The following is a 12,268-nucleotide window of genomic DNA, read 5'->3' on the forward strand; positions in this document are numbered from 1 at the left end:
CCCCCGGCCTACGCCGTTCCCCCGCCGCGCCGGGTCTACGTCGAGGAGCCCGAGACCGTGATCGTGCGCCCGCGCCGCGGCCCGATCTGCCACTTCGAGCGCCGCAAGGTGTGGCTCGACGACGAATCCTTCACCTACAAGCGCGTCGAGGTCTGCGAGTAGGCCTCGCAAGCGTCGGACACGATCAGGGGCCGGCACCCGGGGACGGGGCCGGCCCTTCTCGTTGGTTCACCCGGCCTTCGGCATGACCCCGTCCTTCACCAGGATCCAGTCCTCGATCACCACGGCGTCGAGGCCGGTGGTGGCGAACATCAGGATCGCGTCCTCCGCGGTGTGGAGGATCGGCTTGCCCATCACGTTGAAGCTGGTGTTGAGCAGGATCGGCACGCCGGTCCGCGCCGCGAAAGCCCGGATCAGGGCGGCGTAGGCCGGGTTGCGCTCCTCCGTCACGCTCTGGAGACGGCCGGTACCGTCCTCGTGCACCACCGCCGGCACGTGAGCGCGCATCTCCGGCCGCCAGACCAGGGTGCGCTCCATGTAGGGGCTGTCCTGGTAATCCTCGAACCAGTCCGGCCCGGCCTCGGCCAGGATCGAGGGCGCGAAGGGCCGGAACGCCTCGCGGTACTTCACCTTGCCATTGAGAATCGCCTTGGCATCGGCTGGGCGCGGATCGGCCAGGATCGAGCGGTTGCCGAGCGCCCGCGGTCCGAACTCCGCCCGCCCCTGCACCCAGCCGACGAGCCCGCCGGCCGCCAGGATGTCAGCTGCGGCCTGCGTCACCCCGTCATGGCCGAGATGGCGCAGGCGCGGCTCCCAGCCGATCATCCGCTCCAGGGGCTCGGTCGAGACCCGCGAGCCGAGATACGGGGTGGCGAGCTGCCCCGGCCCGGTCCAGTCCGGGTTGTCCTCCTGGAAGGCGAGCCAGGCCGCGCCGAGCGCGTTGCCGTCGTCGGCAGGCGCGGACGGGACGTGGAGGCGCTGGTAGCCGCACCGCTGCAGCAGCCGGCCGTTATAGGACGAGTTGAGCGCGCAGCCGCCGGTGACGACGAGGTTCTCATGGGGCGCCAGCCGCCAGGCCTCGGCGACGAGCACGTCCATCAACTCCGAAAAAATCGCCTGGCCGCAGGCCGAGAGGTCGGCCCAGCCGTCCGCGTCGGCGTCGGCCGGGCGCCGGGCGCGGATCTCGTCCGCCACCGCCTGCACGGTGGCGGCGTCGGAGAAGCGCAGGCGGCCGCCCTCGACCCGGTAGAGCCGGCGCAGAAGCGCCATCAGCTCGGGGTCCTGGCGGCCGTAGGGGGCGAGCCCCATGATCTTCCATTCCTCGCCCTTGGTCTGGTCGAACCCGGCGAGATCGGTGACGAGGCCGAAGAAGAAGCCGATCGATTCGCGGCCGCGATGACGCTTCACCTCGACGAGCCGCCCCGCCTCCATCCGGTAGATCGCCGAGGCGCCGGTCTCGCCCATGCCGTCAACGACGAGGCAGGTGGCGTCCCGGAACGGCGAGCCCCATAACCCATAGGCGGCGTGGGTCAGGTGGTGGGGGTAGCGCCTGAGGCCCACGATGGTCGAGCGGCCGCCATGCGCCCGGTCGAGGCCGAGGAGCGTGCCATAGCCGGCGCGCCCTTGAGCCAGCGCCAGCTCGGCGATGAAGGTGCGCTCGGCCCGCTCCGGCACCAGCGAGCGGTTGAGCGCCGGGGAATGCCCGCTCAAGGCCTCCAACGCGAAGGCGCCGGTGCCGGCCTGGTCGGCGAGGTAGCGGCTGAAATCCGGCCCCCAGGTCGTGGCGATCACGAGTTCGGCGCCCGGCGGCAGGTGGGCCTTGAGCAGGCCGGCCATGCGGGGCGCCGAATCCGGCTCGCAGTTCGGGGCGCGCTTGTATTGCAGGTAGCGCTCCGTCGCCTCGGCGAAGAGCACCGCGCCGTCCGGCCCGACCAGGGCGAGGGCCGGGTCGTGGAAGGTGGTGGCGAGGCCGAGATAGTAGCGCATCGGATCCGTCGATCTGGTCACGCCGCCGCTCTAACAGTGTCGGCTCCCCCTGTCAGGCGGGGGAGAAGCGTTGCGCGGGTGCATCGGGGCGCCGCTCTCGCTGCGTGATCCCGCCGGATTTCGCCCGCGTTTCCGATGCCGATATGCTAGCGCAGTCATCGGGGTACGGCCCGTCGGGCCGTCGGACGAACATGAGGCGGCGCTCTCCTCGCGGGGCGGCACGGACAGCACGGTGCGCGACATCCTGACCGCCCTGGCGGGCCTCGTCATCCTGATCCTCGCCGCGGCCCTGATAGCGCCGCCCTTCATCCCGTGGGAATCCTACCGCAGCAGCTTCGACGCGGCGCTCGGCCGCTCGCTCGGGGTCGAGGCGCACAGCGACGGTCGCCTCGAGGTGCGCCTCCTGCCCTCGCCGCGCCTGCGAATCGATCACCTGCGGCTCGCGACCGGGCGGGACCGGCCGAGCCTCGACGCGCGCTTCGTCAAGGCCGAGATCGCCCTCACCCCGCTCCTCTCCGGCGAGATCCGCTTCACCGAGACCCGGATGGGACGCGGCGAGGTCACCCTGCCGATGACCGAGGCCGGCAGCTTCCTGCCGCCGCCCTTCCTCGGCGAGGGACGCGACCTCGCCGTGGAAGACCTCAGGGTCTCGCAGCTCCTCGTCACCACCCGGGTGGCGGCGACCGGGCGCACCGACCAGGTCTATGCCGAGAACGTTCGGCTCTCCGCGCCGCGCCTCGCCGGCCCGTGGCGGGCGGAGGGCAGCGTCGAGGCGGTGCCGTTCCGCCTCACCACCGGGGCGCCCGCCCCGGACGGGACGATCCCGGTCAAGCTCGGCGCGGGCGGCGACACGGTGCCCCGGCTCGATCTCGATGCCCGGGTGAGCGTCGCGGCCGGCCCGGAGGGCGGCGGGGTGCCGGAGGCCAGCGGCACGGCCCGCCTGGTGGTGGGACCGCCGGCCCAGGCCGCGGGCGCCGTGCTGCCGGTCTCGGTACAGGGCGGGTTCAAGGCGAAGGGCCGGCTCGCCACCTTCGAGACCCTGAGCGTCGAGGTGCCGGGTGAGGCGCCCCTGCGCTTCACCGGCCGCGGCAGCCTCGACCTCGCGACCGCCCGGGCGACGATGAGCCTGGAGGCCCGCCGCCTCGACCTCGACGCCTTCCTGATGAGCGCCACCGGTCAGGCCCTGCTCGGGCGCGGCGTGGCGCCCGCCTCCCTGCCCGGCATCCTGGCGCTCGACGTCGCGGCCGACAGCCTGACGCTGGCCCGCGAGGAATGGAACGGGGCCGCCTTGAGCGCCACCCTGCGGCCCTCCGGCGCCGTCACCCTGCGGCGGCTCGCCAGCACCGCCGCCGGCGGGATGGCGCTCGCCTTGTCCGGCGACGTGACTCCGAGCGGCGGCTTCTCGGGCCACGCCGCGGTCGACGCCCCGGCCTCGGACCGGCTCGCCCGGCTCCTCGACCGGCTCGGGCTTCACGGCCCGCTCGCCGGGCTCCTCGACGGCCGGCCCTTCTCGGCGGAGGCCGACGTGGCGGCGGCCCTGCCGGTGCTGTCGCTGCGCAACGCCCGGGTGACACTCGGCCCCGCCAAGATCACCGGCAGCGCCCGCTACAGCCCGGCCGGGCCGGACCAGACCCGCCCACGCTTCGACGCCCAGATCATCGCCGACGGGCTCGACGTGGTGGAGCTGCCGCCGATGCGGGGCGCCGTCGCGGCGCTCCAGGACCACGATGTCGGCCTGACCCTGCTCGCCCGCGACCTGCGCTACGGGCCGACCGGCCCCCGCACCGGCGAGATCGCCGCCAGCCTGCAATCCGAGGGCGCTGCGCTCCGCCTCGACAGCCTGGAGGTGCGCGATCTCGCCGGGGCCCGGGCCAGCCTCTCGGGCCGGATCGGCGCCGACGGCGCCGGGCGCATCACCGGGCGGGTGAGCGCCCCGGTGGCCGCGCCGCTGATCGACCTCGTCGCGCGCACCTTCGTCGACGAGGCGCGGCTGCTGCCGGGCTTCCTGCGCGACGGCCCGGTCGCCCTCGACGTGCTGCTGGAGCGCGACTCCGGGTCCGAGCCGGGCCGCCTGCGCGGCCAGGCCCGCGGCAGCGCCGCCGGCGGCCGCCTCGGCCTGTCGCTGGCCGCCCGGGCCGGGCGCCTCGACGACCTCGACGCGCGCCTCGACGGCGTGGCCTCCGGCCGCTGGCTCGGCCGGCCGACCGATCCGGCCCTGGCGATGCCCGCGAGCCTGCACCTCGCCGGGCGCCGGCAGGCGACGAACGGGACCGGGACGAACGGATCAGAGGCGAAAGGGACTGGGGCGAACGGGCCCCTCGCCCTGACCCTCGACGCCGAGATCGCCGGGGCCGCCATCGCGACCACCCGTCCGCTGGTGCTGCCGGTGGCCGGTCCGCTCCAGGACGGCGCGCTCACCCTCGCCACGCCCGACCTGCGGCCGGTGGCCGGCCTCCTCGGCGCCGACCCGGCCCTGCCGGACCCGGTGCCGGCCCGGCTGAGCCTCGGCTTGTCCCGCGCCGGCGACGCCCCGCGCCTCGTCGTGACCGGCACCCTCGCCGGCTCTTCGATCGACGCGACCCTGACCCGGCCGGAGGGCGGCGAGGTCTCCGGCAGCGTCTCGCTCGAACGGCTCTCCCTGCCCTGGCTCGCCGGGGCGCTGGTGCTGAATCCCGGGGCGCCGTCCGGGCCCGACGTCTGGTCCGCCACCCGCTTCGGGCCGGCCCCGTCCGTGCCGGTCACGGGTCAGGTCGCCATGACGGTGCGGCGGCTCGATCTCGGCCGCGGCCTGGCAGCGGACTGGGCGCGGTTCGATCTCGGGCTCGGGCGCGACGGCCTGACGTTCCGCGATTTCGCCGCCGGCCTCGCGGGCGGGCGGCTTTCCGGCAGCGCCACCCTGGCCCGTCAGGGCGCCCAGGCGACGCTGGCCGCCGAGGGCGGCCTGACGGCAGCCGCGCTCCCAGCGCTCATCGGCGGCGACGCCCTGCGGGGGCAGGTGTCGTTGCGGCTCCGCCTCGGCGCGGCGGGGGACAGCCCGGCTGCCCTGGTCGGCAACCTCGCCGGCAGCGGCACCCTGGAGCTCGCCGGCCTCACCCTTCGCGACCTCGACCCGGCGGCGGTGCAGCGCGCCCTCGCCCGGCTCCTCGCCGAGGAGGATCCGCTGCGCGCCGGCCGGGTCGAGCGGGTGGTGACGGAGGAGTTCGACCGCGGCCCGCTGGAGCTGGCGGGACCCGTCTCGGTGCAGGCCTCGATGGTCGGCGGCACCTTGCGCACCGCGAGCCTCACCCTCGATCCCGGCCCCGCCACCTGGACGGGCCTGGTGCAGGTCGATGCCAAGGCCATGCGCCTCGACGCCCGCGGCACGTTCGCCGCCACCGCGACGCCCCGGGGCTGGACGGCGCCCTCGCCCAGTCTCGGCCTCGCCCTCGTCGGCCCGCTGGCCCGGCCGCAGCGCGAGCTCGACCTCGTGCCGCTGAGCAACGTCCTGGCCGCGGTGGTGCTGCAGCGCGAGCTCGACAAGATCGAGACCGTCGAGGCCGACCGCAACGAGCTCGCCCGCCGCCGCAGCCGCCTGGAGATGGACCGCGCGCGGGCGGTCGAGGAGGCCCGGCAGGCCCGGCAGCGGGCGGAGGAGAAGCAGCGCGCCGAGGAGAGGCAGCGGGCGGAAGACGCGGCCAGGGCTGCCGAGGCCGCGAGGGCGGCGGAGGCGGCGGCGCGCGCGGCCGAAGCGGCGCGGGCTGCGGAAACGGCACGCCTGAAGGCCGAGGAGGAGGCGCGCCGGCATGGCGGCGGAGTGCAGGGCGGCCCGCCGCCCGAGACCGGCAGCCCCTGAGCATGTTTCGCAAATTTGCGTGCCGATCTCGCGGCAAGATTCTGCGGCGAGACAAGTGAAGGCAGCTATTTTTGGCCTGCTGCCACTAGTTTACCGCGCATCCAGACCGCGCTCAGAGACCGCTCAACTGACAGTTGTATTTTGTCCCACCACGACCTCATCCTGAGGTGTTAGTCGATTGAAAATCGACTGACCTCGAAGGAGGCCTCCAGAAGTCTATGAGGTCGCTGGAGGCCTCCTTCGAGGCTCACTTCGTTCGCACCGCAGGATGAGGCGGTGGGTTGGGAAAGGACAATGTCTGTTTGCGCTGGTTCGCAAGTCAAACAGGTGCTCAAACCGCCGCCTTCATCGCCTCGCCGAAGGATTCCACCAGCCGCGCCTCCAACTTGCCGTCCATGGCGGCGATGATCGCCATCGCGTCGGCCATCGGCATCGGCGACTTGTAGGGGCGGCGCTCGGTCAGGGCGGCGTAGATGTCGCAGATGGTGAGCAGGCGGACCATGTCGCCGATCTCACCGCCGGCGAGGCCGTCGGGATAGCCCGAGCCGTCGAGCATCTCGTGATGGTGGCGCACCACCGCGAGGGTGACCGGGTCGCGCTCGCCGCCCGCCCACAGGACCTCGTGGCCGATCGCCGCGTGGGTGCGCATCACCGCCAGTTCGTCCGGATCGAGGCGGCCGGGCTTGTTGAGGATCTCGAGGGGGATGCGGGCCTTGCCGACGTCGTGGATCAGTGCGGCGCGCACGAAGTGGAACTGGTCCTCGTGTCGGAAGCCGAGATGCAGGGCGAATTGCGCGGCGAGGCCAGCCACCAGCAGGCAGTGCTGGTAGGTGGCGTCGTCGTGGGTCCAGACCGTGTCGAGCCAGCGGGCGAGGCCGCCCTCCTGCACCGCGGTGAGGATCGGGCCGAGCCCGGCCTCGACGGCGCCCATGCGGACCGGCTGGCCGGCCCGGGTCTCGGCCATCAGGCCGGTCAGCGCCTCCCCGGCCCGGACCACGCCCTGGCTCACCGCCTGCTCGGCCTGGCCGGCCATGATCCCGACCTGGTTGGCCAGGGCCGCCACGACCGTCTCGGGCGGCACGTAGGCCGGCATGCACACCGTCGCCCCGAGGGTCTTGGCGTGGCGCAGGGCGTCCTGGCTCGCCTTGCGGAGGAGGCAGATCACCGGCAGGTGCCGGTTGGCGAAGCGGCGCTGGAGGGCGCGCAGGCAATGGTCGGCCTCCGGCCGCGACAGCGTCAGGTCGGAGATGACCCCCGCCAGCGCCCGTCGGTCCCGCCATGTCTCCTCGGGTCCGACGACGTCGCAGATCCCGATTCCCCGCAGGGCCGCGCTGATCGCGGCGCTGCGGTCCGGCCTGTCGGTCACGAGGACGAAGGTCCTCTCGTCGGGCATCGCGTCCCTCCCGGCGGCCGCTCGGCCTCCACTGCCCCTCCCGAATACGGGTCTAGTCCCGAATAAATGCTTACGGCGAAGCGCGGCGGAGCGGCGAAGCAACGACAGGAAGGAAATAAAACCTGCCGTTATCCGCAATCACGGCCGGTCGAACCGCCCCCCTGGCGTCATCGGGGCCCGGCGGCACAGCCTGCTCCAGACCTGCTGCCGGAAGTTGTTCGGCACAACCTGAAGACACCTGCGCCAGGCCGGCGGATGAGCCTAGGAATGATTCTCGCGACGGTCGGGCGTCACCGGCGCGGCGCGCGGAAGGCGATGGCGCGGAAACACCCGCCTGCAACCCGTCCGAGCGCGCTGCTTGCCGGCCCGGTCGCCGCGTCACCGACGACGGAGTGACGCTCACCTCGACTGCCGAAGTCTTGTTCGGGCGGACCGCACATCGATCGTGACCTCCCGAACACTGACGAATGTCGCTATGACTGGACCGTGTTTCCCCAACGTATCCGTTTGCGTCTCGTCATCGGCTCTTCATACGGCCAAGCTAGGCGCCGGCTCCGAACGGAAGACGAATCTTCGAGGGGCTCATGAATCCGAAACTCAGCGCCGCGCTGCTCGCGGCGACGTGTCTCTTCCCGGCCGATGCGTGGGCGCAAGGCGTGCCGACCTCGCCGTCGGTGGGATTTTCCAACAGCACCTCGGTCAATCCGGGCACGGTGATGAACCGCGTGCTCGATTCCTATACCGGGCTCCTCACGGGCGACCCGGCGGCACTGACCCGGAACTACCAGACCGTCGTTACCCTGACGCGGGGACGGACCGACGCGCAGACCCTGGCGGCGATCCACGACGACCGCACCGGCCAGGCCTACAGCATCCTCAACGGCCTCGGGCCGCTGACCTCGTCCTACCTCACCGGGGCGGGCGCCTCCTTCACCGGCACGACGCTGGCGAGCCTGACGCCGACCGCTTACGTCACGACGACGCTCGCGGATTACGCGGCGAACATCAACACCGGCAACAACGCCAATGCGGGCGTGACGACCTTCGGCAACGGCACCGCGACGCCGCTGGCGAGCGCCGTCGACTTCATCAACACCATTGCCCGCGCCAACGCCTCGACCGAGCCGGCCAAGCGGATCTTCGCCCGCACCCAGGCCCCCAACCCGGCGATTGACCCGCTCGACGCCCGCTTCAACACCTACAGCGCGACGACGAACAAGGCCGGCCTCACGACCCGCGACACCGCGGGCCTAGTGGTGCCGACCTACCTGTCGAACTTCTCCGTGCCGGCGGTCTACGGCACGACGGCGCAATGGGTGCGCGGCTTCACCGTCACGCAAGCGATGATCGACGCCAATGGCGGCCGGCCGCTCACCGCGCCGAATATCGGCACCTTCTCGGGCGGCGTCTTCACCCCGGCGACCTTCGGGGTCGGCGACTTCGTTCCGGGCATCGGCACCTCGCCGCGACCTTACCGGGTCTCGACCGCGGTCGCCGTCCCGACCCTGCTGCAGCCGGTCATCAACAGCACCAATCCCTATGCCGACGGCGCCTATCCGAGCGGCCACACCAATTCGGGCACCCTGCAGGCACTCGCCACCGCCTTCCTGGTGCCGCAGCGGGGCCAGCAGCTCCTGACCCGGGCCTCGGAGCTCGGCAACAACCGGGTCCTCTCGGGCATGCACTCGCCCTTCGACGTGATGGGCGGCCGGATCGAATCCTCGGCGATCGTCGCCACCAACCTCTACGGCGCGCTCTACGACGCGAGCGGCAACCGGCTCGACTGGACCGACCCGGCGAACGCGGCCGCCTACGGCGTCTACCAGGCCTACCGGCAGACGCAGTCCTATCTGGCCTCCGCCTGCGGCGCGTCGAGCGTCACCGCCTGCCTCAACGCGGCGTCCGGAACCCAGGACGCCTTCGGCAACGCGGCGCAGAACAAGGCGGACTACACCGCCCGCCTGACCTACGGCTTCCCGCCGAGCGGCACGGTCGACCCAATGACCACCGCCGACGTGCCGCTCCAGGCGCAGGTGCTGCTGCTCACCCGCTTCCCCTACCTCACCGACGCGCAGCGCACCGAGGTGCTGGCGAGCACCGGCCTGCCCTCCGGCTATCCGGTGCTCGGCGGCAACACCTATGACGGCTGGGGCCGGCTCAACCTCTACGCCGCGTTCGACGGCTACGGCGCCTTCGCCCGCAATGTCACCGTGACGATGGACGCCGCCCAGGGCGGATATTCGGCCTTCGACACCTGGCGCAACGACATCGCGGGATCGGGCGCGCTCACCAAGGCCGGCACCGGCACCCTGGTTCTCACCGGTACCAATACCTATGCGGGCGGCACTACCGTCTCGGGCGGCACGCTGGTCGGCCATGCCCAGGCCTTCGGGTCGGGGGCGATCCGCAACGAGTCCAGCCTGGTCCTCGACCAGGCGAGCGATGCCGGCATGGCCAACGCCATCTCCGGCACCGGCAGCCTGACCAAGCTCAATGCCGGCAGCTTAAGCCTCTCCGGCCAGAGCAGCCTCACCGGCGCGACGGCGGTTCTCGGCGGGCGCCTCGCGGTGAACGGGTCGCTCGCCGGCTCGGTCGTCACCGTCGGCCCGGGCGCCGGCCTCGGCGGCACCGGCGTGGTCGGCGGGGTCGTGGCTCAATCCGGCAGCACGATCGCCCCCGGCAACTCCATTGGTACCCTGACGGTCGCCGGCAACGTCACCTTCGCGGCAGGCTCCGCCTTCCAGGTCGAGGCCAACGCCGCGGGCCAGGCGGACCGCCTCTCCGCCACCGGCGCCGCCACGATCCAGGGCGGCACCGTCCAGGTGCTGGCGCAAAACGGCGCTTACGACCCGCGCACCCGGTACACCATCCTGTCCGCCAATACCGGCGTGTCGGGCACCTTCGGGGGTGTCTCCTCCAACCTCGCCTTCCTCACCCCGACGCTGCGCTACCAGCCGACGCAGGTCGACCTCACGCTGACCCGCAACGACACCCCCTTCGCCGCCATCGCCCAGACCCGCAACCAGGCCGCCGTCGCGGGTGCCATCCAGGGGGCCGGCGCGGGCGCGGGCCTCTATGGCCGCACGGTCGGGCTCACCACGCCGGAGGCCGTCGCCGCCTTCCAGGCGCTCACCGGCGACATCCACGCCAGCTCGGTCTCGGCGTCCTACGAGACCGCCTTCTTCGTGCGCGAGGCCATCCTCGACCGCCTCCGCTGGGCCGGCGACGCCAACCGCGATTACGGCCCCCTGCCCGCCACCTACACCGCCGACCTGCCCGGCCGCGCCGCGCCGATCGCCCCGGTGCCGGTGCGGGTGCTCGATCCCCGGGTGTTCGGCCTGTGGGGCCAGGGCTTCGGCAGCGTCGGCAGGGCGCGCAGCGACGGCAACGCGGCGACGCTCGACCGCGAAACCGTCGGCTTCGTGCTCGGCGCCGACATGCGGCTGGAGAACGGGATCACGCTCGGCGTGGCCGGCGGCTATACCAGCACCAGCCTCGACGCCCCCGGACGCACCGCGAGCGGCACCATCGAGAGCGGCTTCGGCGGCATCTATGGCGGCTACGAAGCCGGCCCGTTCGCCCTGCGGCTCGGCGCGGTTTACGCCGATAACAGCCTGCGGCTGCGCCGCAGCGTGGTCTTCCCCGGCGTCTCGGAGACGGAAGCTGCGCGCTACGGCGGTTCGGTGGTGCAGGGCTTCGGCGAGGTCGGCTACCGGATCGCGCTCGGGGCGGGCGTGCTGGGCAAAGCAGCGCCGGTCACCGCCTCGTATATCGAGCCGTTCGTGGGCGGAGCTTACGTCGGCATCGACCGCGACCGGTTCGCCGAGACCGGCGGCGTCGCGGCCCTGACCGGCGCGGCGCGGCTGTCGGAGATCCCGACGCTGACGGCGGGCGTGCGGGGTCGGACCGAGGTGGATCTCGGCTTCGGGGCCCCGGTGTCGTTGCACGGCCTCGTCGGGTACCGGCGGGCGTTCGGGGACGTGATCCCGACGGCTTTGCTGGCTTTCGGCACCGGCCCGAGCTTCGTGACGGCGGGGATCCCGATCACCCGGGACGCGCTGGTCGCCTCGGCAGGCGTGGACCTGCGCGTGTCGTCGGCGACGACGCTCGGCGTGTCGTATACCGGCCAGGTCGGGGCGCGGGCGGAGGACCACGCGGTGAAGGGCAGCTTCACCTACCGGTTCTGAGGGACACGACGTCATAAGGGCGCGGCGCGAGCCGCGCCCTTCGTCTATGGGCCAGAAAGACTCACGGGCCCGGCGACACCATGCCCTTCCCCGCCAGGACCGGGACGGCCTGCGGGCCGGCGAGGTCGCGCAGGAGCGCGGACGCGGCCTCCCGCTCCGCCGCCCCCGCCGGGACTATCCCGGCATAGACGGTGTAGTTCTGCACCTCGGCGGGGATCGGCCCGACGAGATGGACGCCCGCGACCGCCATGAGCTCGCTCGTCTGCTGGAGCGCGAGGTCGGCCTCGCCCGTGACGAGGCGCGCGGCCGCCAGACCCCCGCGCACGAGGACGAGCTTGCCCTTCATCGCGTCGGCGATGCCGAGGCGCGCGAAGAGCTGCGCGAGGTAGATCCCGCTCGACCCGCCGGAGGCCGGATCGACCATCGCGACCGCCCGCGCGCGCAAGAGCGCCTCGCGAAAGCCCGCCACCGTGGCGATGTCGGGGAGCGGCGCGCCGTCGCGGATCGCGACGCCGATGCCGACCTTCGCGAGCGGCACCGGCGGCCCGCCGGCGAGGCGCTGCTCCCGGATCAGCGCCTCGAAGCCGCCCGGGGTCAGCACCACGAGGTCGGGCCGCGCCCCGTCGCGGATCGCCTGCGCCACCGCGCCGGCGGTGTCGTTGCGGATCGTGACGGTGTGGCCGGTGCGCCGCTCGAAATCCGGCACCAGGGCGGCCGCGACGGGCTTGTAGGCGCCGGTGGTCAGGAGCGTGATCTCGGCCGCCCGCGCGGGGGCGACCAGGGCGAGGGCGAGACAGACGGCGCCAAGGCGGCGCAGGGATCGGGTCGGGATCGTGACGCGGCGCATGCAGGAGGCTCCCGGATAACGGG

Annotated in this window: 5 protein-coding genes; 2 read left to right on the forward strand and 3 right to left on the reverse strand. The window is 73.1% G+C overall.

The window, feature by feature from the left end; genetic code table 11:
• Positions 1 to 228 precede the first annotated feature (228 nt).
• Positions 229 to 1,986 (reverse strand): carbamoyltransferase C-terminal domain-containing protein, encoded by a 1,758-nt coding sequence (locus tag ABZT49_RS08525; RefSeq protein ID WP_355285458.1) that lies wholly within the window; start codon positions 1,984 to 1,986, stop codon positions 229 to 231.
• A 232-nt stretch (positions 1,987 to 2,218) separates the two neighbouring features.
• Here ABZT49_RS08525 and ABZT49_RS08530 point away from each other — a divergent pair, with 232 nt between their 5' ends.
• The gene (locus tag ABZT49_RS08530) at positions 2,219 to 5,818 is read left to right on the forward strand and encodes an AsmA-like C-terminal region-containing protein (protein ID WP_355285339.1); all 3,600 of its coding nucleotides are present in this window, start codon (positions 2,219 to 2,221) and stop codon (positions 5,816 to 5,818) included.
• 331 nt (positions 5,819 to 6,149) lie between these two features.
• On the opposite strand, the gene ABZT49_RS08535 is transcribed toward ABZT49_RS08530, so the two are convergent.
• Positions 6,150 to 7,211: an HD domain-containing phosphohydrolase gene (locus ABZT49_RS08535; RefSeq protein ID WP_355285341.1), complete on the reverse strand. Its 1,062-nt coding sequence runs from the start codon at positions 7,209 to 7,211 to the stop codon at positions 6,150 to 6,152.
• A gap of 584 nt (positions 7,212 to 7,795) precedes the next feature.
• On the opposite strand from ABZT49_RS08535, the gene ABZT49_RS08540 reads away from it, so the two are divergent.
• Positions 7,796 to 11,398 (forward strand): autotransporter domain-containing protein, encoded by a 3,603-nt coding sequence (locus ABZT49_RS08540; protein ID WP_355285343.1) that lies wholly within the window; start codon positions 7,796 to 7,798, stop codon positions 11,396 to 11,398.
• A gap of 61 nt (positions 11,399 to 11,459) precedes the next feature.
• Here ABZT49_RS08540 and ABZT49_RS08545 read toward each other — a convergent pair whose 3' ends face one another.
• A complete protein-coding gene (locus ABZT49_RS08545) occupies positions 11,460 to 12,245 on the reverse strand; it encodes a substrate-binding domain-containing protein (RefSeq protein WP_355285345.1) in 786 nt (261 codons plus the stop codon).
• Positions 12,246 to 12,268: the final 23 nt, after the last annotated feature.

It is taken from the genome of Methylobacterium sp. EM32 (assembly GCF_040593685.1).
In the GTDB taxonomy this organism is placed as follows: domain Bacteria; phylum Pseudomonadota; class Alphaproteobacteria; order Rhizobiales; family Beijerinckiaceae; genus Methylobacterium.